Annotated in this window: 23 protein-coding genes and 1 tRNA gene; 15 read left to right on the forward strand and 9 right to left on the reverse strand. The window is 60.2% G+C overall.

Going from position 1 to position 26,914, the window contains the following annotated elements; genetic code table 11:
• Together EOA79_RS07025 and EOA79_RS07030 are read left to right on the forward strand one after the other, a co-directional pair.
• Positions 1 to 814 (forward strand): amidohydrolase family protein (locus EOA79_RS07025; RefSeq protein WP_164893832.1); only part of this gene is annotated, 814 nt, incomplete at its 5' end.
• Between the two features lie 35 nt (positions 815 to 849).
• Positions 850 to 1,521: a 4-carboxy-4-hydroxy-2-oxoadipate aldolase/oxaloacetate decarboxylase gene (locus EOA79_RS07030; protein WP_095800267.1), complete on the forward strand. Its 672-nt coding sequence runs from the start codon at positions 850 to 852 to the stop codon at positions 1,519 to 1,521.
• Between the two features lie 61 nt (positions 1,522 to 1,582).
• On the opposite strand, the gene EOA79_RS07035 is transcribed toward EOA79_RS07030, so the two are convergent.
• The 4 genes from EOA79_RS07035 to EOA79_RS07050 all read right to left on the reverse strand — a co-directional run bounded on the left by EOA79_RS07035 (position 1,583) and on the right by EOA79_RS07050 (position 4,246).
• Complete coding sequence (locus EOA79_RS07035) at positions 1,583 to 2,218, reverse strand: TetR/AcrR family transcriptional regulator (protein ID WP_066997878.1); 636 nt, start codon at positions 2,216 to 2,218, stop codon at positions 1,583 to 1,585.
• A 131-nt stretch (positions 2,219 to 2,349) separates the two neighbouring features.
• A complete protein-coding gene (locus tag EOA79_RS07040) occupies positions 2,350 to 3,297 on the reverse strand; it encodes an ABC transporter substrate-binding protein (protein WP_095823774.1) in 948 nt (315 codons plus the stop codon).
• Positions 3,298 to 3,655: 358 nt separating this feature from the next.
• Positions 3,656 to 3,730 (reverse strand) — tRNA-Gln (locus EOA79_RS07045).
• A 171-nt stretch (positions 3,731 to 3,901) separates the two neighbouring features.
• Positions 3,902 to 4,246: a VOC family protein gene (locus EOA79_RS07050; protein WP_066997872.1), complete on the reverse strand. Its 345-nt coding sequence runs from the start codon at positions 4,244 to 4,246 to the stop codon at positions 3,902 to 3,904.
• Between the two features lie 218 nt (positions 4,247 to 4,464).
• Between EOA79_RS07050 and ppdK the strand changes: the two genes are divergently transcribed.
• The 3 genes from ppdK to EOA79_RS07065 all read left to right on the forward strand — a co-directional run bounded on the left by ppdK (position 4,465) and on the right by EOA79_RS07065 (position 9,273).
• Positions 4,465 to 7,149, forward strand: coding sequence for a pyruvate, phosphate dikinase (gene ppdK, locus EOA79_RS07055; RefSeq protein ID WP_067327900.1), 2,685 nt, complete (start codon positions 4,465 to 4,467; stop codon positions 7,147 to 7,149).
• A 406-nt stretch (positions 7,150 to 7,555) separates the two neighbouring features.
• Positions 7,556 to 8,374, forward strand: a complete 819-nt coding sequence (locus tag EOA79_RS07060; protein ID WP_245322292.1) for a glycosyltransferase family 9 protein — start codon at positions 7,556 to 7,558, stop codon at positions 8,372 to 8,374.
• 152 nt (positions 8,375 to 8,526) lie between these two features.
• Positions 8,527 to 9,273 (forward strand): polysaccharide deacetylase family protein, encoded by a 747-nt coding sequence (locus tag EOA79_RS07065; RefSeq protein WP_179293608.1) that lies wholly within the window; start codon positions 8,527 to 8,529, stop codon positions 9,271 to 9,273.
• 77 nt (positions 9,274 to 9,350) lie between these two features.
• On the opposite strand, the gene EOA79_RS07070 is transcribed toward EOA79_RS07065, so the two are convergent.
• Both EOA79_RS07070 and EOA79_RS07075 read right to left on the reverse strand, forming a co-directional pair.
• Positions 9,351 to 9,740 (reverse strand): DUF427 domain-containing protein, encoded by a 390-nt coding sequence (locus tag EOA79_RS07070; RefSeq protein ID WP_095823771.1) that lies wholly within the window; start codon positions 9,738 to 9,740, stop codon positions 9,351 to 9,353.
• Between the two features lie 152 nt (positions 9,741 to 9,892).
• Positions 9,893 to 10,249 (reverse strand): hypothetical protein, encoded by a 357-nt coding sequence (locus tag EOA79_RS07075; protein ID WP_095777947.1) that lies wholly within the window; start codon positions 10,247 to 10,249, stop codon positions 9,893 to 9,895.
• 197 nt (positions 10,250 to 10,446) lie between these two features.
• Here EOA79_RS07075 and EOA79_RS07080 point away from each other — a divergent pair, with 197 nt between their 5' ends.
• Both EOA79_RS07080 and EOA79_RS07085 read left to right on the forward strand, forming a co-directional pair.
• Entirely contained in the window at positions 10,447 to 12,075 is a 1,629-nt protein-coding gene (locus EOA79_RS07080) for a fatty-acid--CoA ligase (protein WP_095823928.1), read from the forward strand.
• A 78-nt stretch (positions 12,076 to 12,153) separates the two neighbouring features.
• Positions 12,154 to 12,939 carry a DUF1499 domain-containing protein gene (locus tag EOA79_RS07085; RefSeq protein WP_066998193.1) on the forward strand — a complete coding sequence of 262 codons (786 nt, stop codon included), beginning with the start codon at positions 12,154 to 12,156 and terminating at the stop codon, positions 12,937 to 12,939.
• Position 12,940: 1 nt separating this feature from the next.
• On the opposite strand, the gene EOA79_RS07090 is transcribed toward EOA79_RS07085, so the two are convergent.
• The gene (locus EOA79_RS07090) at positions 12,941 to 13,849 is read right to left on the reverse strand and encodes an MBL fold metallo-hydrolase (protein ID WP_095823770.1); all 909 of its coding nucleotides are present in this window, start codon (positions 13,847 to 13,849) and stop codon (positions 12,941 to 12,943) included.
• Positions 13,850 to 14,050: 201 nt separating this feature from the next.
• Between EOA79_RS07090 and EOA79_RS07095 the strand changes: the two genes are divergently transcribed.
• The 8 genes from EOA79_RS07095 to EOA79_RS07130 all read left to right on the forward strand — a co-directional run bounded on the left by EOA79_RS07095 (position 14,051) and on the right by EOA79_RS07130 (position 24,550).
• Complete coding sequence (locus EOA79_RS07095) at positions 14,051 to 14,641, forward strand: biotin transporter BioY (protein ID WP_095823927.1); 591 nt, start codon at positions 14,051 to 14,053, stop codon at positions 14,639 to 14,641.
• A 212-nt stretch (positions 14,642 to 14,853) separates the two neighbouring features.
• Complete coding sequence (gene rfbA / locus EOA79_RS07100) at positions 14,854 to 15,744, forward strand: glucose-1-phosphate thymidylyltransferase RfbA (protein ID WP_095823926.1); 891 nt, start codon at positions 14,854 to 14,856, stop codon at positions 15,742 to 15,744.
• Positions 15,737 to 16,291: a dTDP-4-dehydrorhamnose 3,5-epimerase gene (rfbC, locus tag EOA79_RS07105; protein WP_095800261.1), complete on the forward strand. Its 555-nt coding sequence runs from the start codon at positions 15,737 to 15,739 to the stop codon at positions 16,289 to 16,291. Before rfbA ends, rfbC begins: the two co-directional genes overlap by 8 nt.
• A gap of 11 nt (positions 16,292 to 16,302) precedes the next feature.
• Positions 16,303 to 17,469 carry a dTDP-glucose 4,6-dehydratase gene (rfbB, locus tag EOA79_RS07110; protein ID WP_245322311.1) on the forward strand — a complete coding sequence of 389 codons (1,167 nt, stop codon included), beginning with the start codon at positions 16,303 to 16,305 and terminating at the stop codon, positions 17,467 to 17,469.
• On the forward strand, positions 17,466 to 18,368 hold the full coding sequence (gene rfbD, locus EOA79_RS07115) for a dTDP-4-dehydrorhamnose reductase (protein ID WP_095823769.1): 903 nt from the start codon (positions 17,466 to 17,468) through the stop codon (positions 18,366 to 18,368). The genes rfbB and rfbD overlap by 4 nt, the downstream gene beginning before the upstream one ends.
• Positions 18,365 to 22,252 carry a glycoside hydrolase family 99-like domain-containing protein gene (locus EOA79_RS07120; protein WP_095823768.1) on the forward strand — a complete coding sequence of 1,296 codons (3,888 nt, stop codon included), beginning with the start codon at positions 18,365 to 18,367 and terminating at the stop codon, positions 22,250 to 22,252. The genes rfbD and EOA79_RS07120 overlap by 4 nt, the downstream gene beginning before the upstream one ends.
• A complete protein-coding gene (locus tag EOA79_RS07125; protein WP_206522104.1) occupies positions 22,249 to 23,034 on the forward strand; it encodes an ABC transporter permease in 786 nt (261 codons plus the stop codon). The genes EOA79_RS07120 and EOA79_RS07125 overlap by 4 nt, the downstream gene beginning before the upstream one ends.
• Positions 23,024 to 24,550, forward strand: coding sequence for an ABC transporter ATP-binding protein (locus EOA79_RS07130; RefSeq protein WP_095823767.1), 1,527 nt, complete (start codon positions 23,024 to 23,026; stop codon positions 24,548 to 24,550). The genes EOA79_RS07125 and EOA79_RS07130 overlap by 11 nt, the downstream gene beginning before the upstream one ends.
• Here the strand turns inward: EOA79_RS07130 and EOA79_RS07135 are convergent.
• Positions 24,435 to 26,228, reverse strand: a complete 1,794-nt coding sequence (locus EOA79_RS07135; protein ID WP_127335301.1) for a capsular polysaccharide synthesis protein — start codon at positions 26,226 to 26,228, stop codon at positions 24,435 to 24,437. The genes EOA79_RS07130 and EOA79_RS07135 overlap by 116 nt on opposite strands.
• Complete coding sequence (locus tag EOA79_RS07140) at positions 26,225 to 26,908, reverse strand: class I SAM-dependent methyltransferase (RefSeq protein ID WP_164748289.1); 684 nt, start codon at positions 26,906 to 26,908, stop codon at positions 26,225 to 26,227. The genes EOA79_RS07135 and EOA79_RS07140 overlap by 4 nt, the downstream gene beginning before the upstream one ends.
• Between the last annotated feature and the right edge of the window lie 6 nt (positions 26,909 to 26,914).

Below are 26,914 nucleotides of genomic sequence, written 5' to 3' on the forward strand. Positions count from 1 at the left end.
GGCCTCGGGCATGGGGCATCATGTCGGCAGCGCTGCGCTGAATGCCGAATGGTCCCGTGTCTCCAATGATCTCATTGCGCGCATCGTGGACCTGTTCCCGCTGAACTTTGCCGGTGTCTGCCAGTTGCCGCAGTCGATGAGCGGTGACCTCGCTCCTGTGCTGGCTGAACTCGAGCGCTGTGTGGACGAGCTCGGCTTCGTCGGCTGCAATCTCAACCCCGATCCGTCCGGCGGCTTCTGGTCCGCGCCGCCAATCTATGACCGCTACTGGCATCCGCTCTTCGAGAGGATGGTCGAGCTCCAGGTGCCGGCCATGATCCATGTCTCGGGCGCGTGCTCGGACTGCCTGCACACCACCGGTGCGCACTACATCAATGCCGACACCACGGTGTTCATGCAGCTGATCCAGGGCGACCTGTTTCGCGCTTTCCCAGACCTCAAGCTAATCATTCCCCACGGCGGCGGCGCGGTTCCCTATCACTGGGGCCGCTATCGCGGGCTGGCAATCATGATGGAAAAGCCGGATCTCGCCACGCACCTGATGCGCAACGTCTATTTCGACACCTGCGTCTACCATCAGGCGGGGATCGACACGCTGTTTCGCGTGATCGGTCCGGACCACATCCTCTTCGGCTCGGAACTGCTGGGCGCGGTCAAGGCGGTTGACCCGCTGACCGGCTTCAACTTCGACGACACGCGCCGTTACATCGATGCTTTGGGCCTCGACGAAGCCGACCGCGCGGCGGTGTTCGAGGGCAATGCGCGCAAAGTCTACCCGCGGCTGGACGAGAGGCTCAAGCGACAGGGTCGCTAGCGAGGTCCGGCCGGCACGAATCTCTGGAGATATCAATGGCAAAAGTCGTGACAAACACCGAACGTACGCCGATCGAAGTGTGCGACGCACTGGGCGCGCTGGGGGTGGCAACCGTTCACGAGGCCCAGGGACGCAAGGGGCTGCTGGCCTCGCGGCTGCGTCCCATCTATGACGGCGCCAGGATCGGCGGCAATGCGCTTACCTGCGAGGTGGCGCCGGGCGACAACTGGACCATTCATGTTGCATTGGAGCAGGCGCGGCCGGGCGATGTGCTCGTCGTGACTCCGATCTCTCCATGCGAAGACGGATTTTTCGGCGACCTTCTGGCTGAATCGGCGATGGCGCTCGGCATCCGAGGCCTCGTGATCGATGCCGGCGTGCGCGATGTGGCTGCTTTGCGAGCGATGAAGTTCCCGGTCTGGTCGAAGGCGATCTTCGCTCAGGGAACGGTAAAGGAGACGCCGTGCGATTGCCAGGTTCCGATCATCTGCGCCGGTGCCCGCATCTGCCCTGGCGACGTGATCGTCGCCGATGATGATGGCGTCTGCGTGGTGCCCCGTGCCAATGCCGAGTTGGTTGCGAGAACGGCACGAGAGCGGGAGGCGGCCGAGGAAGACAAACGTCGCCTCTACGCTGCAGGCAAGCTCAGCCTAGACGTCAACTCAATGCGCGAACGGCTGCGCTTGAAGGGACTTCTCTACGAATAGGCACCCGACGTCCACGAAGGAGAATCGGTCGGCCTTCCAACGTGGCGTGGCATAGTTCGCGTCAGGACGCTGCAGTCCGCTTGCGCACGGCCTTTCCGTTCTTATGCCTAAAAAGATGAGCCTCGTGCATCGACGTCAGCGCGACCCGCACCATTTCGCCGGGCGCCCTGTCGTCCATAAAACTCGACATGCCGCCATAGACGAGTTCGAGGACGATACCGCCGACATAGAGTGGCCGGGGTTCCGCATCCCCATACGGAAACAGCTTCTCCGACAACAGCCTGCCCAGCCCTTCCCACTGGTCCCTGAACAGGCGCAGGTGCCGATCCTCCAGCGTGTTGTCGCGGCGCGCGATGCGCAGCAGGTCGATGGCCAGCGTTCCCCAGCGCTTGTCCTTGGCGCGTTGGTTGGCCCATTCGCAAATGGATTCGATGACATCCTTCGGCTCGTCAACGCTGCGAAGCCTTTCGGTCAGTTCGACCACATCTCCGCCGGCGTTGCGCTCCAGCAGTTGCAGGAAGATGTCTTCCTTGTTCGTGAAATTGGAGTAGAAGGCCCCCTTCGAGAAGCCGGCCTCCTCTGCGATCCGCTCGATCGATGCGCCGGAATAGCCGTCTCGGGCCACCATCTCGCTGGCCGAAGCCAAAAGCTTTTCGCGCGTCAAGGCTTGGCTTTGTTCACGGGTCAGTCGCGCCATCTTTGATCATCCAATGAACGTATCGGGATACCCAGCGTATCTGAGCAAGCAACTTAGGGTCGTCGACCTCCAAGGGCAAGCGAAGGTGAGGGGTCAGTTGCGGGATTGCTTTGGTGCACGGCAGGATGGGTTCAGCCGACAGTGGTGCACGCGGCGTCCAGGTAAGAAGCATCGAAGGCGTGCAGCGCTTGGCTCCGAAGGGCCTCATCGAGCAAATGCGCGCGGATCATCAGGTCGATCGTCGTGCGCAACGCGTTTGCCGGCACGGCCAGCTTGTCCGGCCACATGCCCATGTCACGCATGTATCCTAGAGCACGATTGGCCAGGGTGGAGCTTTCCGGCGTGGTGATGCGTTGGAAGATCGGCAATGTTACGTCCTGCCGCGCCGGTTCATTGGTGATCGCATGGGCCTTAATCAGGGCGTTGATGAAGCGTATGACCACATCTCGATTGGCTTGCAGCCACGATGATCGGCCGATGACCGCGGTGAAGAGGATCTCGGGTATGAACTCATTGACCTCGCCGATCAGCTTGTAGCCTTGGTCCTCGGCCAGGAAGTTCCACGGCGCGGGCTGGGGAGCACAGTCGACTTGCCCGGCCTGCAGCGCCTCCCACCGTTTGGTATGAATACCCGCAAGCACGAATTCGTAGTCGGCGGGGTAGTGCAGTCCTTGGGAAGCCAGCACAATCTGCGTGTAAATCGCAGTACCCTCGGTGAGCGAGGACGTGCCGATCCTCTTTCCTCGAAGGTCCGCCAGGGTGGCGATTTCTGGCCGCGCCACGAGAGACATCGGCAGCCGCACTGCATTGGCCGCAACAATGCGCAGTTCTCCACCGTTCACGAAGTCCGCGACTGCTCCTTCTGGCGGCGTAATCGCAAGGTCGGCCTCACCCTCAAGGACAGCTCCCGTTGCCTTGTCGACGCTGCCGAAGCGCTTGTATTCGATGGCAATGCCGTGCTTGCCGAATAATCCCAACTCGTCTGCAAGGAAGACCGGAAGCCAATTGAATCCCTGCGCTCCGCCCGCGAGGCGAAGCTGGGCAGGCGTGGAAGGATCAGCTGTCGTGTTTTCGGCCATTGGCTCCTCCCGCCGGTATTCAGCACTGGGCGTCTAAATACTATAGGTATTGGAATTCTAAGCGGTATGTCAATCGGCCGCGCTTTTTCCTCGCAGCCCGGCTGACTGAGCTACCGTGAACAATGGTCCGCGTGCTCTCGATCGCGAAAAGCGGCCAACAGGGGCTACGGCCCTTGGCACCATACTGCACATGCTATCGTGAATTCGAAGCGGTCCTAAACGGCGCCGCTTCTCTTAAGTCCAGTTCCGGACGCCAGATTCTTGCTGCCGGTCCACGCAATCCAAGGCCCTAGCCGAGTGCCCTAGACGAAGACCTGATCGATTTAGCTAAATCATTGAATAAAAGATAAAAAATGGTTGGCTGGGGCGCCAGGATTCGAACCTGGGAATGTCGGTACCAAAAACCGATGCCTTACCACTTGGCGACGCCCCAGCAGCCGGGCGGTGCCCGCTGCGCGCGGCCTTATAGGACGAGCCGGTCGAAAGCTCAATGCTTGGACCGCTGACATCCAAAGTAATCTTGCCGCATGTCTGCGCCGGCGGATTGCCGCCGCGTTCGGGCGTAATCTGGAAGGGAGATCGATCCGGCGACCGGAATTGCCGGCTATTCGCCCCACACGGCCAACTCGTTGCCGGCCGGGTCGGTGAAGTGGAACCGCCTGCCGCCTGGGAAGGAAAAGATCGGCTTGATGATGCTGCCTCCGGCATTCTCAACGGCCTCCAGCGTCTCCTCCAGGTTTTCGGAATAGAGCACGGGCAGCGGTCTGGCGGGCGCTTCGCCCGCATCGGCCTGGAAGCCGCCGTCGAGCCCCTCGGCAAAAGCGGAGTAAGTTGGCCCGTAATCGGTGAAAGACCAGGAAAACGCCGCGCTGTAGAAGGATTTGACGCTGTCCAGCGTGCCGCCGGTGGCCGGAAGTTCCAGATAGTCGAGTTTTCCCTCGAGTTTCATCGCGCTACTCCACTTTGTTCTTGTTGTGTTCTATCTCGCGCAACTCACACCGGCAAGTCTTTTTGACGCAGCTTTTGCTTAATCGATTGTAGTCGCGGCGCTTGCTTTGCCGGCGCTTGCCTTTCGCAATGCAGCATCTTATCGCTCGGATCGGAAGGGCGGGGACCGGGGCCTTGGCCCGGGTGTTGTCTATCTTCCAAGGGACCTGGAGGGCATTCATGACCAAGTGGGTTTACACCTTCGGCGACGGTGCCGCTGAAGGCCGAGCCGGTGATCGCAACCTGCTCGGCGGCAAGGGCGCCAACCTTGCCGAGATGTGCAGCCTCGGCCTGCCGGTGCCGCCGGGCTTCACCATCACCACTGAAGTCTGCAATGCCTATTACGCCAACGGCCGCACCTATCCGACATCGCTTGAAGCGGATGTCCTTGCGGCGCTCGACCATATCGGCAGGCTCACCGGCCGCAATTTCGGCGATCCGTCGAAGCTGCTTCTGGTCTCGGTGCGCTCCGGCGCCCGCGCTTCGATGCCAGGCATGATGGATACCGTGCTCAATCTCGGCCTCAACGACGAGACGGTCGAGGCGCTTGCCGCCGATTCCGGCGATGCCCGCTTTGCCTATGACAGTTACCGCCGCTTCATCCAGATGTATTCCGACGTCGTCATGGGCCTCGATCACGAGGTTTTCGAGGAAATTCTCGAGGACCAGAAGGCGAGCCTCGGCCATGAGCTCGACACCGAGCTGACGGCCATCGAATGGCAGGGTGTGATCGCGCTCTACAAGGCCAAGGTCGAGGAGGAGCTCGGCAAGCCGTTCCCGCAGGACCCGCGCGAGCAGCTCTGGGGCGCCATCGGCGCCGTGTTTTCGAGCTGGATGAACAACCGCGCCATCACCTACCGTCGCCTGCACGACATCCCGGAAAGCTGGGGCACGGCGGTCAACGTCCAGGCCATGGTGTTCGGCAATATGGGCGACACCTCCGCCACCGGCGTTGCCTTCACCCGCAATCCCTCGACCGGCGAAAAGCAGCTCTATGGCGAATTCCTGGTCAATGCGCAGGGCGAGGACGTGGTGGCCGGCATCCGCACGCCGCAGAACATAACCGAGGCCGCGCGCATCGCTGCGGGCTCTGACAAGCCCTCGCTGCAGAAACTGATGCCGGAAGCTTTCCAGTCCTTCGTCGATATTTCCGACCGGCTGGAGAAGCATTACCGCGACATGCAGGACCTCGAATTCACCATCGAGCGCGGCAAATTGTGGATGCTGCAGACCCGCTCCGGCAAGCGTACCGCCAAGGCGGCGCTCAGGATTGCCGTCGAGATGGCGAAAGACGGGCTGATCACGAAAGAGGAGGCGGTTGCCCGCATCGATCCGGCCTCGCTCGACCAGCTCCTGCATCCGACCATCGATCCCAAGGCGGCGCGCGACGTCATCGGCGTCGGCCTGCCGGCCTCGCCGGGCGCGGCCACCGGCGAGATCGTCTTCTCCTCCGGTGAGGCCGAGGATGCCAAGGCGCAAGGCCGCAAGGTCATTCTCGTGCGCGTCGAGACCAGCCCGGAGGACATCCACGGCATGCATGCCGCCGAAGGCATCCTCACCACGCGCGGCGGCATGACCAGTCATGCCGCCGTGGTGGCGCGCGGCATGGGCAAGCCCTGCGTCTCGGGCGCCGGCTCGCTGCGAGTCGACTACAAGGCCGGCACGCTGATCTCGATGGGCCAGACCTTCCGCAAGGGTGACATCATCACCATCGACGGCGGCAACGGCCAGGTGCTGAAGGGCGCCGTCGCCATGCTGCAGCCGGAGCTGTCCGGTGACTTCGCCGCCATCATGGAATGGGCCGATGCCGCGCGCCGCATGAAGGTGCGCACCAATGCCGAGACGCCGCTCGACGCGCGCATGGCGCGCTCCTTCGGCGCCGAAGGCATTGGCCTTTGCCGCACCGAGCACATGTTCTTCGAAGGTGACCGCATTATCGCCATGCGCGAGACGATCCTGGCCGACACCGAGAAGGACAGGCGCTCGGCGCTCGACAAGCTTCTGCCGATGCAGCGTTCGGATTTCCTCGAGCTGTTCGAGATCATGGCGGGCTTGCCGGTGACGATCCGCCTGCTGGACCCGCCGTTGCACGAATTCCTGCCCAAGACCGACGCCGAGCTCGCCGAGGTCGCGACCGCCATGAATGTGCCGGCGGACAAGCTCAGGCAGCGTACCGAGGCGCTGCATGAGTTCAATCCGATGCTCGGGCATCGCGGCTGCCGTCTGGCGGTCTCCTATCCCGAGATCGCCGAGATGCAGGCACGCGCCATTTTCGAGGCGGCGGTTCAGGCCGGCCACAAGGCCGGCGCGCTGGTGGTGCCCGAAATCATGGTGCCGCTGGTCGGCCTCGTGAAGGAGCTGCAATACGTCAAGGCGCGCATCGATGCCGTCGCGCAAAGCGTCATGCAGGAGACCGGCACCAAGATCGACTATCTTACCGGCACCATGATCGAGCTGCCGCGCGCAGCCATCCGCGCCCATGTCATTGCCGAAGCGGCCGAGTTCTTCTCCTTCGGCACCAACGATCTGACCCAGACGACTTTCGGCATCTCGCGCGACGATGCGGCCTCCTTCCTTGAAACCTACCGGCAGAAAGGTATCATCGAACAGGATCCGTTCGTTTCGCTGGACATCGACGGTGTCGGCGAACTGGTGCGGATTGCGGCGGAAAAGGGCAAGGGAACACGACCCGACATCAAGCTCGGCATTTGCGGCGAGCATGGCGGCGACCCGGCCTCGATCCGCTTCTGCGAAGAGGTCGGCCTCGACTATGTGTCATGCTCGCCTTACCGTGTACCGATTGCCCGGCTGGCTGCGGCCCAGGCGGCCGTGGAGGCCGCGAAGGGAAGAGCCAAGCGCGCCTGAACGGCGCGCTCCATCTTACGATTTCGTATGGAAACTCACGCGAACGTGCGCGCGCTGGTTCTCAATCTCGACATCGTTCCTGGGCAGTTTCTGGTTCCGAATTACTCGGGGCGTGAAACAGATGTTGCAGATTTCCCCCACCTCTTTCCGATCGATCCTGATCATGCAGACCAAGTTCATAGGCGACATCGTGCTTGCCTCTGCCTTGGCGAAGAACCTTCAGCTCGAATATCCAGGTGTGAAGGTCGTGTTCCTGTGCGATGCCAGGTTTGCTGGATTTCTAACAGCGCATGGCATCGCAGCGGAGGTCGTTTCGTTCAGCCGTGCCGGCATGCGCGGCACGCCGCTCCAGCGCGGGCGCGAGCTTGTCCGGGTTGTGCGAACTTTGCGGCGGCACCGCTACGACATGGTCATCGACATCACCGATTCCAAGACTTCGCGGCTGGTGTCCGGATTGGTCCGTGCCCCGATTCGTGTCGGCCACTATCCGACGGAGCGACCTCTGCGCTGGCTTGAGCGCCAGCCTGCCAATGTCAGGATGAAGCCGTACGGATTCGGCGAAAAACATTATCTCTTCCGCTATTTGTCGCCGCTCGAGGTGCTCGGCGTCGACCTGCGCGTCAGGGCACCGGCTATCCGTCCGCTGCCCTTCGAAACGACGCAAGCGCTCGCCTTGCTGAGCAAGCATCATTTGCGGCCAAATGCCTTCGTGGCGGTGCATGCGGGGGCGAGCTTCATCGGGCGTCGCTGGCAGCCGGAGCGCTTTGCGGCCGCGATCGAACGGATATCGTCCGAAACTGGCCTGGACGCTGTGCTGATCGGCGGCCCTGATGAGCACGAGGCGGCGGACAAGATCGTGGCGGCAGCGAAAACGCCGGTCGTCAATCTGGTCGGCACGCTCTCGCTCGAAACGTTGCTGGCGCTGCTCAAGGAGGCCAGGTTATTCCTCGGCAATGAGAGTGGCCCGATGCATATGGCGGCCGCAGCCGGCACTCCGGTCGTTGGTCTGTTCGGCCGGACCAATCCGGTTCGATGGGGCCCGGTCGGGGTCCCCAGCATCTCGTTGCGCCCCTCCATGCCCTGCGATTGCGTCGGCGGCGACCTGTGCCGTCGGACCGATTCGAGCAAGGCATGCTGTGTCTGGCGCCTTGAAGTGGATTCCGTGGTCGAGGCGGTGCGCGAACTTTTGGCGCGTACCGACGTGGCGCTTGAGCAGGCGGTCTAGCTCAAGTCTGCTAAAGGCGTGTTGAGCTTTTACAGCTACTCTCCATGCAAATTGTCGCGCGGTGGCTTTTCGGATGCGAACCGTTCCGATTTTCGCCTAGATGCGCGTCTTGTTGACGACATCTTGCGGTTGAGCGGCTTGACGGGCCGGGCATGGGAATGACGGGTTTGCTTCAAAAATCTCTTTGCGCGATCGCGCTATCGCTTGTCGTGCTCTCGGCTGGCAATGCCGGGACGCTGGTCGAACCGACGTTGCATCTGACGCCGCAAGGCGGCGGTGGCCGTGTCGCGCTCACGCTGGACGCCTGCGGCGGGAAGACCGATACGCGCATTCTTTCGGCCCTGGTAGAAAACAAAGTTCCCGCGACTATCTTCGTCACCGGCATCTGGCTGAAGCGCAACGCCGCCGCTGTCGGGATCATGCGCGCGCATCCTGATCTGTTCGAACTGGAAAACCACGGTGGCCGCCACATCCCGGCGGTCGACACGCCCCGCAAGATCTACGGCATCAGCAGTGCCGGCAGTCCTGATGCCGTTCAGGCCGAGGTCGAGTCGGGTGCCGCGGCGCTTGCGAGCGCCGGCGGCCCGCCGCCGAAATGGTTTCGCGGCGCCACCGCCGAATACAGCCCGTCGGCGATCGCCATGATCCGCAAGCTGGGCTTCAAGGTCGCGGGCTTTTCCGTCAATGGCGACGGCGGCTCACTGCTCGGCGCCAAGGAAACCGCCCGGCGCATCGCCGCTGCCAAGGATGGCGACGTCATCATCGCTCACATCAACCAACCGACCCATGCCGCGGGCGAGGGTGTCGTCCAGGGCCTGCTCGCCCTGAAGCAGAAGGGCCTGACCTTCGTTCGGCTGGACGACGCCGACGACGTCGGCAACGACGGCACCACGGATTGATCCGTGGCGGAGGTTGATGACGACGGCTGGGAGGCTCAGCGACCTCGGAGATCCGCGATGCTTTCCGCCGCAGTCTATCACTCCGGCTTAGTCTCGACCGTCACCTTGCCCGTATAGAACGCGCCGTGATCGCGGATCTCGACCACTTCGTCGAAAGGCTGCTCATAGGCCCACATCGCGTCCCTGCCGCTGTCGCCGGCCGGCAGCACGCTCCAATAGCTCGCGTTGCCCTTGTAGGGACAATGCGTCGAATGCTCGGTCCTGGCGAGCTTGCTGAGATCGATATCGTCGAACGGGATGTAAAAAACCGCTGGGTAGGGCGGTTCCGACAAGAGCCTGGCCCGGGTTGACCTGGCGATGACGACGTCGCCGGCGCTGACCGTGACGGCGCCGCGATAAGGCTCGATCGTTATCACCTTGTCGGGATTGCGCTGAAAGCCGGGGGCGGGGTTGGCACGCTTGTCCAAGACGGGTCTCATCGGCAGTTTGAGGAAGGTGCGCGGCGGTTTTTCCGTTCGGAACCGCTCTCGTCCGTCAAAGGTGGATCGGCCCGACGCCTCGCGCAAGGCGGCGCGATGACGCGTCGCGTGCAGCGAAATAATGTTCTAACCGCCGACAGTCAGGCGGCGGCCTTGAATGCGTCCATGAGGCCGGCATAGGCGGCAGCGATGCCGGCGACCGGATTGCTGCTTCTCGCCGCTGTCTCGACCTTCAGCGCGCCGCCGGCGGTCGGCAGCGTGAGCAGCAGGAACTGGCGGTTGCCGCCGTCGCCGACGCTTGCGGCAGCGACATGCTGGCCTTCGCCGTCATTCTCGACGCACATCTTGAACAGCAGCGTTCCGCCGACGGCCTCCAGCGCGCCGCCGACGACTTCGGCAAATTCATCGTCGGAAACGGTTTTGGAGTCCGGCGTCAGATCGTCCAGACTTTCGGCAAGCGTGCTTTCGAGGGCTTTTTCATCGAGCTGCACGTCCATGCGAATCTCTCCATTCGCCAATCTCACCCAGCCCATTAATGAATCTTAACGGCGACGATGGCCGGATTATGACGGGTTTCACGGGTCATTCCGCCCATCCGACCGCCTTGGACTTATGGTGGCTGGACAATCCGCCGGATCATTCCACAATGCGTGAAACAATGACGCGGAAGCGCGAAAAAAGGGGAGGAGCCGAGATGCTCGGACTGATGCAGGAATGGCCGCTGCTCTGCCATAAGCTGATCGATCACGCCGAACGCCAGCACGGCGGGCGCGAGATCGTGTCGCGTTCGATCGAAGGCCCGATCGTGCGCACCACCTTTGCCGACGTCCGTCATCGGGCGCTCAAAGCGGCGCAGCGGCTGGAGCGTGACGGCTTCGGGCTCGGCGACCGCATCGCAACGCTTGCCTGGAACACCGCCCGCCACATCGAGGCCTGGTATGGCATCATAGGGATCGGCGCGATCTACCACACGCTCAATCCGCGCCTGTTTCCCGAACAGATCGCCTGGATCATGAACGACGCCGAGGACAAGGCGATCTTCGTCGACCTGACCTTCGTGCCGCTGCTGGAAAAGATCGCCGGCCAGATCAGGTCGCTCAGGCAGGTGATCGTGCTGACCGATCAGGCGCATATGCCGCAAACCTCGTTGCCGAACGCTGTTGCCTATGAGGAATGGCTTGCCGAGGCCGACGGCGCCTTCGCCTGGAAGACATTCGACGAGAACACGGCTGCTGGCATGTGCTACACGTCGGGCACGACCGGCGATCCGAAGGGCGTCGTCTACAGCCATCGCTCGAACGTGCTGCACGCCATGATGGCCGCCATGCCCGATGCCATGGGCGTTTCGACGCGCGACGTCGTCCTGCCCGTGGTGCCGATGTTCCATGCCAATGCCTGGGGACTCGGTCAGGCCGCGCCGATGATCGGGGCCAAGCTGGTGATGCCAGGCTGCAAGATGGATGGCGCCTCGATCTACGAATTGCTCGACACCGAAAAGGTAACTTTCAGCGCCGCTGTGCCGACGGTATGGATGATGCTGCTGCAGTATCTCGAGGAGACCGGCAGGAAGCTGCCTTATCTCAACAAGGTCGTCATCGGCGGTTCCTCCTGCCCGCGCGCCGTCACCGCCAAGTTCCAGGACAAATACGCGGTTGAGGTGGTGCATGCCTGGGGCATGACCGAAATGTCGCCGCTCGGCACGTTGTGCACCATGAAGCCGGAATATGAAGGGCTGACCGGCGATGCCAGGCTCGATATCCAGGGCAAGCAGGGCCACCCGCCCTTCGGCGTTGAAATGAAGGTGACAGACGACGAGAACAACGCGCTGCCCTGGGACGGCAAGACCTTCGGGCGGCTGAAAGTTCGCGGCCCGGCGGTCGCGCGCGCCTATTACGGCGGCGTCGGCGCCGAGCAGTTCGACGCCGACGGCTGGTTCGACACCGGCGACGTCGCCCATATCGACGCCAGCGGCTATATGCAGATCACCGACCGCGCCAAGGATGTCATCAAATCGGGCGGCGAGTGGATCTCCACCATCGATCTCGAGAACCTGGCTGTCGGGCATCCCGATGTAGCGGAGGCGGCGGCCATCGGCGTGCCGCACTCCAAATGGGGCGAGCGCCCTCTGCTGGTGGTCGTGTGCAAGCCGGGCAAGGAGCCGAGCAAGAGCGATATCCTGACCTTCATGAGCGGCAAGGTGGCCAAGTGGTGGATGCCCGACGACGTCGCCTTCGTCGGCGAGATTCCCCACACGGCGACGGGCAAGATCCAGAAGACCACCTTGCGCCAGCAATTCAAGGAGTATCGGCTGCCGACGGATTGAGGATTGTTAATCTTTCGGCTTCAAGGCTGGCGCAAAAAGCTCTAAGTCTCGATGCGGACTGGGGTAATGCGGCAGACGATGGCTACAATTCCTGAACGGCAGACGTCGAGGGCGGCCGGCTGGTCGCGGCGGATCGGGGCATTCTCGCTCGTCCTTTTGCTGACCGTCGTTGCCGGCTACCGGCTCGACCTTGTCGACACCCCGCCTTTCCTGTGGGTGCTGGCGCTCGTTGCGCTGCTTGCGGCGCTCGCGCTGCTGCTCGCCGGGCTTGCACTGTCGAGGCTGTGGAATTTCGGCGACCGCGGCGGCCGCGATCTCAGCGTCGGCGCCCTGCTGGCAGTGCTGGTGCTTGCGCCTTTCGGCATCGCCGCCTACTGGGCGACCGTCTATCCGCCGCTGCGCGACATTTCGACCGACGTCGACGACCCGCCGGCGCTCGACACCAGCGACCGGACAAGCGATATGAACGCGCTGTCGCCGCCGACGCCCGGCGAGCAGAGCCTGCAGGCGGAAGCATATCCGCTGGTTAGCGGGCGCAGCTACAACCTGCCCTTCGAAACCGTGGTCGATGCTGTCGAGACCGTGCTCGACCGGCGGGACTGGCAGCTGACCGCGCCCTATCCCGACATCAACAGCCAGAGCGAGGCGACGATCACCGCGGTCGCGAGAGGCTTGGTGCTCGGTCTGCCGGCAGATGTGGCCATCCGCGTCGCCGACGACGGCGATTCGGTCGTCGTCGACATGCGTTCGGCCTCGCGCTACGGGCGTCATGACTTGGGCGACAATGCCGCCCGTATCACCGATTTCCTCGCCGAGCTCGATCAGGAGGTCGCCGGCCAGGTCGGCGCGGCGCCGGCCGAGTGAGTCAACCGGCAGGCCTGAAAATCCCGTCGATCGCCGGGTCGCCTTCGCTGGCGACGAGACCGCGGGCCACCAAGTCCTCGAGATGCGCGAGAACCGAAAGGCCGGCTGCTCCGTGCAGCCGCGGGTCGGTGTCGCGATAGATCGCCGCGACCATCTCCTTGATGGTTCGGTCGCCGCTCAGGATGCGTTCCAGGATCGCCTGCTCGCGTATCTTGCGATGCGACTTCAGCCCGCGCATGAAGCTGCGCGGCGCGGTCACCGGTCCGCCATGGCCGGGCAACAGCAGGCGGTCGTCGCGCTCGATCAGCCGGTCGAGCGATTTCATATAGTCGGCCATCGCCCCGTCGGGCGGCGCCACGATGGATGTGGCCCAGGCCATGACATGGTCGGCCGAAAACAGGATACCTGTGCCCTCCAGCGCAAATGCCGCGTGGTTGGCGGTATGCCCTGGCGTCAGCACGGTGCGGATCGCCCAGCCGTCGCCATGGGTAAGGCTGCCGTCCGCCAGCGCAATGTCGGGCACGAAGCCCAAATCGGCACTGGCATCCAGCGGATTGATCTCGCCGATGCTCAGGCGCCGCGCCGGCCGATGCGGGCCCTCGGCGAGCACGGGAGCGCCGGTGCGTTCTTTCAGCCGCGCCGCGAGCGGCGAATGATCGCGGTGGGTATGGCTGACGAAGATATGGCTGACCGGCCTGCCGCCTATTGCCGTGAGCAGCGTTCCGAGATGCTCATCGTCGTCCGGACCTGGATCGATCACTGCCAGCGTGTCGCGGCCGACGAGGTAGCTGTTGGTGCCGTGGAAGGTGAACGGGCTCGGATTCCTGGCCGTGACGCGCTGGACGTCCGGCGCGACGGTGACCGCCTGGCCATAGGCAGGAGCGAAGCGTGCGTCGAATTCAAGCGTCATGCCGGGTCCTGCTGCTCGCGGCAAAATGATTGCCGCATCCTGCGGAAGCCAATATAGGAAAATCAATGCATGTCGCCCAAAACTGCGCAGCAGTCTTGGGAGAACGACACGCATCAGGACGAAATCTTGAAGCGCGCCGCCTGAACTCGTTTCTCCGCGACGCGCCTCAAAGCCAGCAAATCAGCCACGATGGGGAAGACCATGGCAACTGCAACCACGATGCGCCCGCTCGTTTCTCTCGCTCTGCCCGACCAGGGCGCGGCCCGGCTTGCCAGCCAGCTCTTTCTGGCGCTTGCAGGAACCCTCCTGCTCACCCTGTCGGCGAAGACGAAAGTGGTGTTGGGCCCGGTCGACATCTCGCTGCAGACGCTTGCGGTGCTGCTGATCGCCTCGGCCTTCGGCATGCGTCTTGCCGTCGCGACGCTCCTTCTCTACCTCGCCGAGGGCGCTTTTGGTTTGCCGGTGTTCCAGGGCACGCCGGAAAAGGGCCTCGGCATCGCTTATATGCTGGGCTCCACCGGCGGCTACCTTGCCGGCTTCGTGGTGATGGCGGCGATCGCCGGCTGGGCCGCCGACCGCGGCTGGGACCGCCACCCCTTCAAGCTGTTCGGCGCCATGCTTGCCGCCGAGATCGTCATGATGACGATGGGCTTTGCCTGGCTGGCGGCGCTCATCGGACCGGAAAAGTCCTGGCAGTTCGGCGTCGCGCCGTTCATCGCCGGCGACCTGATCAAGGTGGCGCTGGCCGCGAGCCTCGTGCCGGCGGTCTGGGCGCTGCTCAAGCGCTCCTGATTGCGACCAAATGACAAGGGCCGGTGGGCGCTTGGCGCCGGCCGTCCCCTTTTGCGCCGGATTCGCTCGCAATCGCCGCATGCCGGATGTAGAAAGCAGTGAAATAGCGTCGGGGAAGAAATCAAGCCGACAATTGACAAGCCAGTGCCCGAAACATAAGCACGGGCAACTTGGCGTCGAGGCGGGGGCCGCGGTAGTTCAAGGAGAGCTTGTTGAAAGGAATTATCCTTGCCGGCGGCAGCGGAACACGCCTCTATCCCCTAACATTAGCGGTTTCTAAGCAAATACTGCCGATCTACGACAAGCCCATGATCTACTACCCGCTGAGCGTGCTGATGCTCGCGGGAATCCGCCAGATTCTGGTCATTTCAACTCCGCGTGACTTGCCGGTGTTTCAGGCTTTGCTGGGCGACGGTTCCGAATTCGGTGTGGAGCTTTCCTATGCCGAGCAGCCTCAGCCGAATGGTCTTGCCGAGGCTTTCATCATCGGCCGCGACTTCATCGGCAGGGACAGTGTGTCGATGATCCTCGGCGACAACATCTATTTTGGCGGCGGCCTGTCGCAGCTCTGCCGCGAGGCGGCGATGCGTGATGGCGGCGCCTCGGTCTTCGCCTACTATGTCGACGATCCGGAGCGTTATGGCGTGGTCTCCTTCGACAAGGTCACCGGCAGGGCTTTGACGATCGAGGAGAAGCCGCAAAAGCCCAAGTCCAACTGGGCCGTGACCGGTCTCTATTTCTACGACAATGATGTCGTCGACATTGCTTCCACGATCCGCCCTTCGGCGCGCGGCGAGCTCGAGATCACGGCGATCAACAATGTCTATCTCGAGCGTGGTGAGCTGCATGTCCGCCGCCTCGGAAGGGGTTACGCCTGGCTGGACACCGGCACGCATGACAGCCTGCTCGAAGCATCGTCTTTCGTGCGCACGATCGAGCATCGCCAAGGCATCAAGATCGCGTGCCCGGAGGAGATAGCGCTGGAGCAGGGTTGGCTCGACGCTGAAAAGGTTCTGGAGCGCGCCGCGCGCCTGGGCAAGAATGAGTACGCTGCCTATCTGCGCAAGCGGGCCGCCGACCTGACGGAGGAACGGTTTGCTTGAGGTCAGGCCGCTCGGCCTCGACGGCGTGCTGGAGATCGTGCCCAAGCGGCACGGCGACGCGCGCGGTTTTTTCAGCGAGACCTGGAATGCCGGGCGTTTCGCCGAGGCCGGCATCGATCTCGCCTTCGTGCAGGACAACCACTCCTATTCCGCGGCCGCCGGCGTGCTGCGCGGACTGCACTACCAGTTGCTGCCGCGCGCCCAGGATAAGCTGCTGCGCGTGATAAGCGGCAGCGTCTTCGATGTCGCGGTCGACATCCGCCGTTCCTCGGCGACGTTCGGCAAGTGGGTGGCGCTGGAAATATCGGCTGAGAAGGGCAACCAGATCCTGGTGCCGAAAGGGTTTGCGCACGGCTTCGTCACGCTCGTTCCGCACACGGAAGTGCTGTACAAGGTGACCGACACCTATTCGCCCGGGCATGACAGGTCGATCCGCTTCGACGATCCCGAAATCGGCATCGAATGGCCGGCGATCCCAGGCGGATTCCAGCTTTCGGACAAGGATCGCAAGGCGTCTCTGCTCGCCACGGCGGAGGTGTTTGCGTGAGAGAGGGCGGCATGAATTTCCTGGTCACCGGTGGCGCCGGCTTCATCGGCTCGGCCGTCTGCCGGCATCTGTGCGCCAACCCGGCCCACCGCGTCACCAATCTCGACAAACTGACCTATGCCGGCAACCTCGCTTCGCTCAGGCCGATCGAGAATGCGCATAATTACCGTTTCGAGCAGGCCGATATCTGCGACGAGCGAGCGGTGCTTGAGATTCTGCGCCGCGACGACATCGACATCGTCATGAACCTCGCCGCCGAGAGCCATGTCGACCGCTCGATCGACGGCCCCGGGGCCTTCATCGAGACCAACATCGTTGGCACCTACCGCATCCTAAACGCCGCGCTCGACTACTGGCGCGGGCTGTCGGGGGAGCGTAAGGCCGGCTTCCGCTTCCATCATGTCTCGACCGACGAGGTGTTCGGCGACCTTCCTTTCGACGGCGGCATGTTCGTCGAGGAGACGGCCTATGCGCCGTCCTCGCCCTATTCGGCGTCCAAAGCCGCTTCCGACCATCTGGTGCGCGCCTGGCACGAGACCTACGGCCTGCCGGTGGTGCTTTCCAACTGCTCGAACAATTACGGCCCTTACCATTTCCCCGAAAAGCTCATCCCGCTGGTCATCCTCAACGCGCTCGACGAGAAGCCGCTGCCGGTTTACGGCGCCGGCGCCAATGTGCGCGACTGGCTGTTCGTCGAGGACCACGCCCGCGCGCTGGAACTCGTGGCGACGAAAGGGCGGCCGGGCGAGAGCTACAATGTCGGCGGCAATTCCGAGCGCACCAATCTCGGCGTCGTCGAGACGATCTGCGATCTGCTCGACCGGAGGCGCCCGCGCGCCGGCGGCAGAAGCTACCGCGACCTGATCACCTTCGTCACCGACCGCCCCGGTCATGACCGCCGCTACGCGATCGACGCCTCCAAGATCGCGCGCGATCTCGGCTGGGCGCCGCGGGAGAATTTCGACAGCGGCCTGGCGAGGACGGTCGATTGGTATCTCGACAACAAATGGTGGTGGGCCCCGATCCGCGAGCAGCGCTACAATGGCGAGCGGCTGGGCCAGGGTCCAATGGAAAACGGCCCGATCGAGAACGGCCCGATGGAAGACGCGGCGATCGAAAACAGCCCGGTCAGGAAGGGCGGAAACGGGCAGGCCGAGAGCAGGGAGGGCGCCGCGTGAGGCTTGCCGTCACCGGACGCGAGGGCCAGGTTGCCGCCAGCCTGATAGAGCGGGGCAGCAAGGATGTCGAGGTCGTTCCCGTCGGCCGGCCGGCGCTCGACCTGGCGCGCCCCGAGACGGTGTTTGCGGCGCTGGCAGAGGCAAGGCCCGACATCGTGGTTTCGGCTGCGGCCTATACGAATGTCGACCAGGCCGAGGACGAGAAGGAATTGGCCTTCGCGGTCAACGCCACCGGCGCCGGCAAGGTGGCCGAGGCGGCAGCAGGGCTCGGCGTCCCCGTCATCCATTTGTCGACCGACTATGTCTTCGACGGCGCCAAGGACAGCGCCTATGTCGAGACCGACGCGACCGCCCCGCTCGGCGTCTATGGCGCCTCCAAGCTCGCCGGCGAAAAGGCCGTGGCGGCCGCCAACCCGCGCCACCTCATCCTGCGCACCGCCTGGGTCTACAGCCCGTTCGGCAGGAACTTCGTCAAAACGATGCTGAGGCTGGCTAGCGACCGTGACGAGATTTCGGTCGTCGCCGATCAATGGGGCAATCCGACCTCGGCGCTCGACATCGCCGACGCCATCCTGCATGCGGCGGCGAGGCTGCGAAACGACAAGAATTTCGCCGCCTTTGGTGTCTACCATCTGGCAGGCAGCGGCGAGACCAACTGGAGCGGCTTTGCCCGTCACATCCTCGACACAAGCCGGGCGTTTGGTGGCTCGTATGCGCGCGTGCGCGATATCGCGACAGTGGATTATCCAACCAAGGCAAGGCGGCCGGCCAATTCGCGGCTGTCGAGCGCGAGGTTTGCGAACGTGTTTGAGTGGCGAGCCCCGGAGTGGCGGGTCGCGGTGGAAAGCGTGGTTCGCCGGCTGGAGGGTGGCGAGACGAAACAGGCATTGAGTGCATGAACGAAAACCCGTCCCCCGAGCAATTGCACGGCGCGAAGCCGCAGCCGGCCGATCAAGTCGCGCCGAAGAAGCGCGCAGGCGCCAAGCCGGCGAATACCAAGTCAGCGAGGGCCAGGCCGGCTAAGCGCACCTGCATCATGGTGCTCGGCATGCACCGCTCGGGGACGAGCGCGCTGACGAGGGCGATCAGCCTGCTGGGCGCGGCGCTTCCCAAACAGGTCATTGCTCCGGACGAGAACAATGCCAATGGCTATTGGGAGCCGACCAGCCTCAATATGCTCAATGAAAAAATGCTCACCGAAGCTGGCAGTAGCTGGGATGACTGGCGGTCTTTCGATCTCGGTGGCCTCTCAAATACCAGGAAACAGTTTTTCAAGAACGAGGTCGCTCGAATTGTGGAGGCAGAGTACGGTGATGAGTCTCTAATCGTTTTAAAAGAACCGCGCATTTCAAGATTTGTTCCTCTCTACGAGGAAATCCTTGGCTCGATGAATTTCCAAATGCGCTACGTTCTAACCGTACGCAATCCGCTCTCAGTGATAGCGTCACTGAAGAAGCGCGACGGATTGACTCCTGCATACGCTTCGCTGCTCTGGCTCCGCTATGTACTGGATTCTGAATGGGCGACGCGTGGTGCGACGCGTGCCTTTCTTTCTTATGAATCCCTCGTCACTGATTGGTACCCCGCGATCGCAAGAGTTGACGAAACGTTGTCAATAGACTGGCCCAAGCCGCTCACCGAGGCGCGGGTAGAGATCGACCGATTTTTGTCCGCAAGGCATCAACATCATACGGCAACGACCGAACTTCTACTCGGAAACGACGAAATCGCAGACTGGGCCAAAGACACCTATCTGGCGGTTAGATCTCTTGAGAAAGATGCCAACGACGAGAGGACCCTCATAGGATTGGGCCAAATTAAGACCAGTTTCGATGCCGGCTCACGGCAATTCGGCGCAGCTTGCGTTCTTGAGTTGCATGCTAGACGGGCCACGTTTAGCGACAGAATCAAAACGTTGATAGATCAAAACGTTAGCGTCCAGGCCGAAGCTGATGCGTTGGCCGCGCAAAAAAATGCTCAATCCAAGTTACTCGCCCAGAAAGATAAACAAATTCTCGAATTGGTCGAGAGCGGGGATGCTGTCAAAGCGCGGTTGGGGCAAAGGCAACTGGCCGACTTGGAGATAGCGGCGTCGCTTGAGCGAGAAGCTATTCTAAAAAGGCGAGAGAATATAACTGTAAAAAACGAAAACCTTATAGCCGGCAGCAAAGAGGATTCGAGAAAAACTAAGGAGGAGGTCGAGGACAATAGAAGGAAGGTAGAGGAATTGTCTCAGAAATCAGTCTACATTGCGTTCTATCTACCTCAATTTTACCCCTTTCCTGAAAACGACGCTTGGTGGGGGAAGGGCTTTACCGAGTGGACAAATGTCACGAAGGCAGCACCTTTGTTTGAAGGACATTATCAACCGCAGTTGCCAACAGAACTCGGTTTCTATGATCTTCGAGTTCGCGAAACGCAGCATGAGCAGATAGCGCTAGCTCAGCAGTACGGTGTTGATGCGTTTTGCTTTCATTATTATTGGTTCAACGACGGCAAGCGGCTGTTGGATAAACCTGTCGATGCCTATCTCGCTGACAAAACGGCACGTATGCCCTTTTGTTTGTCTTGGGCAAACGAAAACTGGACGCGGCGCTGGGATGGTGCGGAGCAGCAGTTGCTGATCTCACAGGACTATCAGCCGGGGTATGAAGCCGGTTTCATCGAGAGTATAGCACCGTTCTTGCGCGATGACCGGTACCTTCGCGTCGAGGGTCGTCCAATTGTGCTCGTCTATCGGCCTCAGCAACTTCCGCAACCGGCGCAGGCCGTCGCAAAGTGGCGGGAGCACTGCCGCAAAATCGGTATTGGGGAAATCCACCTCGTCGCCGCGCTTACGCATGGAAATCTAGACTATGAAGGTCTTGGTTTCGATGCAGGGGTCGAGTTTCCGCCGCACAATATGATGGTGGAAAATATCAGCCACGAGGTTACGCCATTCCAACCCTTGGGTGGAATGTTCGTGAATTATGCCGATGTGGCTGGCGATTTCCTTCGACGTGATTACCGGAACAAGAAGGTCTATCGCACGGTGGTCCCGTCGTGGGACAACACTGCCCGTCTCGGCAGTCGTGCCGTAGCGATGCTTGGTGCAACCCCCGATAACTACGAGCGCTGGTTGAGGGCCGCAACGTCTCGCACTATAGCCGAGCGGGCCGCAACCGAACGCCTGGTTTTCATAAACGCGTGGAACGAATGGGCCGAAGGATGCCATCTTGAGCCCGACAGAAAATTTGGCCGCGCTTTTCTGGATGCTACCCTTCGAGTCAAGGAGAGCAGATCTGTCCTTGATGATGTTTTTGATCCCCATCCTTTCCGCTCTTCCGTGGACGAGAACAATTCCGTCGCGGTGTCGAGTAGCGCGATATGGGTGGAAGACGTGCCGAGCCAGCGTTTTGCCGCGATCAAGTTGAAAACACAGAGCCTGTTGAGTCACGCTCCGGTAGCTTACAAGATCGCCAGATTTGGCTTTCGAGCCGCTCGCGCCTTTGCGCGACCAACTCGGTCAATGTGGCGCCAGTTGTCAGCTTCACAACGCGTCCTTGCGGCATCTGCTACTGGGAGACAACATACTCTCCCGATGGCTCTGGAGACGGTCTCTCTTGGCCGATCGGCGCGAGAAGTCCAGAGTCGAACCGAGCTACTGGCTGCGAGGAACGACGCTATCCTGACCGCCTATCCCGGCAGGGCGGTCACTGGCAAACGGGTTGAGGTGACCGCCGGGAAGGATGCTACGAAGCGGAAGCGGCTGAGCGATCTCTTCGCAGAGAAGCATTTTGATGCAGTGCCGCTTCAATTTGGACGATTTTTAAATTGCGTGGCGCACGCGCGAGCCATCGGGGTAATTACTCAAGGCGGAGCGTTGGTTGAAGAGTCGATTCGCGTGTACCGGTACGTTTATCGAGATTTGAATCTTTTAGATTATCTGGACGAAGCGGACGAAAAGTACATTCTGTTATCAAATAAGTTCAAGTTCATAGATGAAGACGTCATCTTGCCGCTTCATTCAAGCTTTGCATTTGGCCACGTCATCTTTGATGTGGTTCCTCAGATTCTTTTTTGGGAAAAGGAGATCAAAGAGGGGCGTCTGAAGGTAGTGCTGCCGAATGATGCGCCGTTATGGGTGAGTGGCATCTTGGCCACCTGGGGGTACTTGCCGCACCATTTTCTGATCCTTCCCCATACCCCCTACCGATTCCGCTCTGCGATTGTCTGCAATGGCCTCACGACAAACACGACCTATTATCCTAACCCTGACGCTTTAGCGCAATATGCCACACTACCGGCTTTGCCCTGCGCGTCCAAGGCCCCGGCACTGATCTACTTGGCGCGGGACCGCGCCAACACCTACTCAAACCGCGTCATCGACAACGAAGCCGAAGTGATCTCAACGCTGGAGAACTTGGGCTTCACTGCCATAGATCCATCCAAGCTTCCTTACGTCGAACAGATGGGGTTGTTTCGAAGTGCCAAAATAATCGTTGGGGCGCATGGCTCGGCTTTCGCCAATGTGGTCTGGTGCCAGCCCGGCACCAAGTTGATCGATGTCATGCCCGACGATTGGGTCGGCTATTGGAACGACTACGGCATCACGGAAATGTGGCTGTCACGCACCAGCGCGGTGTTTTCGCTCGACTACGAAGTTCTACTCTGCCGATCGCAGATGGTGGAAAGCCCGTTCCCGGGCCAGCCTCACTTGACCCAGCGGGAAGTAACATCCCAAGTCGACACAGGCGCGCTAAGGCAGCGCGTCCGCGCTCTTCTCAAGGTGATCAATCTGTGACCTTCAACCACTTGGAAGTAATCGTCAACCTAACGCGCCGGGAGGTTGCTGGTCGTTACCGGGGATCGATGCTCGGCATTTTGTGGTCGCTACTGACCCCGTTGCTGATGCTGGCGGTATATACGTTCATGTTCGGCACGGTCCTGCGAATGCGTTGGGCGGGCGGCGGCGATGCGCAGCCGACAGCTGAGTTCGCCCTCATATTGTTCGTGGGCCTCATCTTCTTTCAAACCTTCTCCGAAATGCTGACAAGGGCCCCGACACTTATTTTGGCAAATGTCAGCTTCGTTAAGAAGGTTGTTTTCCCGCTTGAAATCCTACCCGTGGTTGCCCTAGCCGCTGCGCTGTTTCACATGCTGGTGAGCTTTTTGGTAATGCTCATTTTCCTTTTGCTTTCGCGAGGCTCAATCCCGTTGACGGCGCCACTTCTCCCGATTGTCGTAGCTCCTTTTATGCTCCTTCTGATCGGCCTGTCGTGGTTCTTCGCAGCAGCAGGGGTTTATTTTCGGGATATCAGCCAAGTTCTGAATCCTATCGTAAGCGCGCTTATGTTCCTGTCACCAATTTTTGTGCCGACAGAAGCCTTGCCGAGTGCTGTGCGACCGTGGCTGACCCTGAACCCAATTTCAATTCCGGTAGAACAGGCTCGCCAGGTTCTAATTTTTGACCAGATCCCGAACTGGTCGGCGCTGGCTGTATATACAATAGCGGCAGCGATCATTGCGGGGCTTGGATTCTTGTTCTTCCAAGCCACGCGGAAGGGCTTCGCTGATGTCCTCTGAAATCGCCATCTCGGTAAAGGCAGTTTCCAAACATCACCTCATGTTCGATCGGCCGGAGGATCGACTTAGGCAGATGGTGGTGCCGCGACTGCAGCGGTTGGTAGGGCGCGCGCCCAAGCGTTACTACCGGGATTTTGCCGCTTTGACCGAGGTGTCTCTTGAGGTTCGGCGCGGTGAGACTGTCGGCATTGTCGGCCGCAACGGTTCGGGTAAATCGACGCTTCTGCAGATCATATGCGGCACACTGCAACCTACGAGCGGCTCGGTCACAGTCAACGGTCGCGTGGCCGCCTTGCTTGAGTTGGGTGCCGGATTCAACCCAGATTTCACCGGTCGTGAGAACGCCTATCTCAACGCGTCTATCCTCGGGCTCAGCAGTGCTGAGATGGACAAGCGCTTCGGATCTATCGCTGCTTTCGCTGACATAGGCGATTTCATCGAGCAGCCTGTGAAGACCTATTCGTCCGGCATGTATGTACGGCTAGCTTTCGCCGTGGCGATCAATGTCGACCCCGATATTTTGGTGGTCGATGAGGCTTTGGCGGTCGGCGATGAGGCCTTCTCCCGCAAATGCTTCGCGCGGATCGAACAGATCAAAGAGCGTGGCGGTACGATTTTGTTCGTCAGTCATGCGGCGCAGACGATTGTCCAACTTTGCGATCGCGCTGTACTGCTCGATGCGGGCGAAGTAATTATGCTTGGCCGCCCAAAGACCGTCACTAGCCAATATCAACGACTGGTCAATGCAAGCGTCGAAATGGGGAAAGAAATTCGCAATGGGATCGTGGAACTTAACGCAACATTTCTGGAATCGCAAAGGTCAGATGTTGATAGTGGCGAAAAAAATGCTTCTATCTCTCACGTAAAATCGGCAGAGGGTGGTTCATCTAATGAGGCCTGTTCAATGCTATCCAGCTCAGAGTCAGCCACAGTTGATTCCGTTGTTGTATCGTCCAAGGTGGAGTCGGAAACAAACGGCGTCATTGCGCAGGAGGCCGACTACTATGATCTCAACCTAAGTTCAAAGTCTACGATTTATCTTGAAGAGAGAGGAGCCCGCATCCGAGATATGAGTGTCCTGACTCTTGGCGGTGAGAAAATAAATGTTTTGCAGGCGGGAAAACGGTATGTATTTGAGTATATGGTTGACTTCACATCTGAGGCGATGGATGTGGGGTTCGAGTTCTTATTCAAAAGTGTAACGGGTCTGGTTATTGCGGGAACGGATACGCACAAGGTAAAAAGAGAAAGAATCCCGCTCGTATCCGTCGGTTCTTCTCTGAAAATAAGCTTCACTTTCAGCTGCTTAATGTTACCAGGATCTTATTTGGTAAGCGCTGGTGTACGAGGTTCAGTAGATGGTGATTTTCGTATGCTTCACAAAATCGTTGAGGGGGCACTCATCCGCGTCGCCAACGAGCCCGAACTCGCTGCAATAGGCTGCGTGAACTTGGACGCAACATCGCAGGTGCTTTTGTCTCCAGCAATTCCTCCAAAGCATTCAGCGTTTCAGTAGCGCGTGTCTTCGCCCGCTCGGTAACGTTACGCAAGAGATCGCCATTGTGACCATGTGCAAGCTCCAACGCAGCGCGGCTCACTTCCTGTATATTTGCCTGCTCAATCCGATAAACAAACGGCCATCCAGACGTGGAAAGTAAATTTGTCAACTTTCCACCTCCGCGAATTTGATCGATGGCGATGAAAGGAATTTCATTGCGCATGGCTAAAATTGCGCCATGGAAACGGGACGTGAGCACAAGATCGCACGATGAATACAACGCTTCGATTTCAGACGGCCGGCGACCGGCGCGGGCCAAGTGGTGTTCTACCTCCACCGTCTCGACTCGATGCTTGGCGGCGAGAGATTCGAGCACGTGGACCACGAGCGCACTGGTGCGGACGTGCAGCGAAGTCTGGGGTCCATATTCGCCCTGTTCTCCGCGCAGCACTAGGCCTACGACAAGGCGTTTATCCAATTCTCGCACGTGCTTTTGGATGACTGGCTGAGGAGCGAGAATGGCAACGTCTTCAAAACGCTGACGGCTTCCTTCGCGCGCCAGAACAGTGTCGAAAGGCTGGACGTAGTTGGCGTGGTCTGGTGCGAACTGGCTGACACTGACCCCAATCTTTCGCAGCGAAGGAAACCGGCGAATTACCGTGTCTACAATCGGATGACTTTTGATGACAGGACCACACACGAAAACGAGTGTGGTGTAGTCATTTTCGATGGCTTCTTCCCAAGTCGTTCTGTGGCCTGAAATATCGAAGGCAGAACTGGCTGTTAGGTGCGTGAAACCTATCCCCGCCGCTTTTAAGCGATCAGCGACGCTCTGAACCGCGAAAAGATCTCCAACAGTTCCGTTGCCCTCCAACGACCCATACCAACACAAAAGAACTGACAGAGTTTTGGAGACCTTACCGGAGACTGCAGTGTATCGGCCGCTCGCGTGCTCAGTGCTGCGGCGAGAAATTAGCTTAGCGTAGTCGCAAAGAAAGTCATAGACACTTCCAGCGCGTGCCGCACCGTGGTCGACCTTGTGTGTAAGCTTTAGGACCGGAATTTTGGCAGACAACACGACCTGTCGATCATCTTCTGAAACTGGGCCAAGCAGCCTGGTCTCATAAGGTGTGAACATATGTGGCGGGCCCGCCGATATTTTCGGAACGCGGTCCCAGACGGTACGGAATTTTTCATCATCTTGGTAGGTTTTGCCAAACAGATTGTGAAACCAGTAATAATCCGGGTCATCTGTTCGCTTCTGCCAGTGGCGGTTGATCCTTTTGCGCCATTCATGGATGATGTAAGACGACTGGCTGGCCGCCAGGAACCATGAAGATAGCATTCGTGTCGGGGTAGGTCGCTCGAAGGCAAAAAAATTCTCTGACGTCACGCCATCGAGCCACCGGCTGAGAGGCTGCAGACAGAAGCAAGTAGCGTCGACCCAAACCCCCCCGTATCTCGACAGCAATTCGATGCGAATAATATCACTGTAGGTTGCGTCCGGATGTGACATGGAGAGGATCGACTTTGGGTCGTCCACCTCGGGCAAAAAGTCTCCCAGGCTCTTTCTGCTCAGGATTTGTATCGTCCAATCCGGGTTGACCCTTTCCCAAGAATTCACGCTGGCTCTGACGATCGCTGGCGCCGTTTCGAGTCCTTGGAGCCACAGGATCCAGACAATCCTAGGAATCATTGTTTTTCTCGTTGGAAGGGCTGGAATGCCTGGAGATCCAAAGAGCCTGCTGAAACCATTGGTACCGAGGCCCAGTAGCGAGTGAACTCATTCCGATCGATAGGCTCAAAGGCAGCGATGATTTTCTCATAATTGACCGAAAACGTCTCATTTGCAGGATCGAGGCGCGTAATCACGACGAGCCCGGTTGGCGCACTATCCGTAATCGTAATCGAAAGCTCTGGCCGGTATTGCTTCAAGGTCGGCACGATCTTCCATACGTCACCAGCCCACCAACCTGGGAATGCGGAGTGAGGGTGGTTCGCATCGGCGATGTCCCTCGAAGTCATATAGAACCCCGGCGGCAAGCAGTCGTGTAGCGCGATAATAGATTCAGGGGCGCAGTACTTTTCCGTGCTTATAAAGTCCCGAAGCAGGAATCCAAACAGGTGCATGCCATCCAGAAAAGCAAGGTCGATGGGTTTGCCAAGTATCGTTGAAGGATTGTGCTCCTGAAAGAAGGCGTCGCTCGTTTGTTGAAATAGTAGACAGCTCGGCTTTCTGCCTATGATGTTTGTCTCGCATCTGAAACGCGGATCGACACCGATCGTCGCACATTCCGCCAACTTAATCGTATCGCCAAATTGGACGCCAATCTCGAAGTAGGACTTTGGTTTCGATATCTTCCAGTAGGCTGACATATGACT

Origin of the sequence: Mesorhizobium sp. M1A.F.Ca.IN.020.03.2.1 (genome assembly GCF_004023205.1) — a bacterium.
Lineage (GTDB): Bacteria > Pseudomonadota > Alphaproteobacteria > Rhizobiales > Rhizobiaceae > Mesorhizobium.

Coding starts and splice junctions, on each gene's coding strand:
- EOA79_RS07085 (WP_066998193.1), top strand. CDS start 12,154: ATGGCTACAATTCCTGAACGGCAGACGTCGAGGGCGGCCGGCTGGTCG.
- EOA79_RS07095 (WP_095823927.1), top strand. CDS start 14,051: ATGGCAACTGCAACCACGATGCGCCCGCTCGTTTCTCTCGCTCTGCCC.
- EOA79_RS07090 (WP_095823770.1), bottom strand. CDS start 13,849: ATGACGCTTGAATTCGACGCACGCTTCGCTCCTGCCTATGGCCAGGCG.
- EOA79_RS07140 (WP_164748289.1), bottom strand. CDS start 26,908: ATGTCAGCCTACTGGAAGATATCGAAACCAAAGTCCTACTTCGAGATT.
- EOA79_RS07065 (WP_179293608.1), top strand. CDS start 8,527: ATGGGAATGACGGGTTTGCTTCAAAAATCTCTTTGCGCGATCGCGCTA.
- EOA79_RS07135 (WP_127335301.1), bottom strand. CDS start 26,228: ATGATTCCTAGGATTGTCTGGATCCTGTGGCTCCAAGGACTCGAAACG.
- EOA79_RS07080 (WP_095823928.1), top strand. CDS start 10,447: ATGCTCGGACTGATGCAGGAATGGCCGCTGCTCTGCCATAAGCTGATC.
- EOA79_RS07030 (WP_095800267.1), top strand. CDS start 850: ATGGCAAAAGTCGTGACAAACACCGAACGTACGCCGATCGAAGTGTGC.
- EOA79_RS07060 (WP_245322292.1), top strand. CDS start 7,556: ATGGTCATCGACATCACCGATTCCAAGACTTCGCGGCTGGTGTCCGGA.
- ppdK (WP_067327900.1), top strand. CDS start 4,465: ATGACCAAGTGGGTTTACACCTTCGGCGACGGTGCCGCTGAAGGCCGA.
- rfbB (WP_245322311.1), top strand. CDS start 16,303: ATGAATTTCCTGGTCACCGGTGGCGCCGGCTTCATCGGCTCGGCCGTC.
- EOA79_RS07075 (WP_095777947.1), bottom strand. CDS start 10,249: ATGGACGTGCAGCTCGATGAAAAAGCCCTCGAAAGCACGCTTGCCGAA.
- EOA79_RS07050 (WP_066997872.1), bottom strand. CDS start 4,246: ATGAAACTCGAGGGAAAACTCGACTATCTGGAACTTCCGGCCACCGGC.
- EOA79_RS07130 (WP_095823767.1), top strand. CDS start 23,024: ATGTCCTCTGAAATCGCCATCTCGGTAAAGGCAGTTTCCAAACATCAC.
- EOA79_RS07035 (WP_066997878.1), bottom strand. CDS start 2,218: ATGGCGCGACTGACCCGTGAACAAAGCCAAGCCTTGACGCGCGAAAAG.
- EOA79_RS07040 (WP_095823774.1), bottom strand. CDS start 3,297: ATGGCCGAAAACACGACAGCTGATCCTTCCACGCCTGCCCAGCTTCGC.
- EOA79_RS07120 (WP_095823768.1), top strand. CDS start 18,365: ATGAACGAAAACCCGTCCCCCGAGCAATTGCACGGCGCGAAGCCGCAG.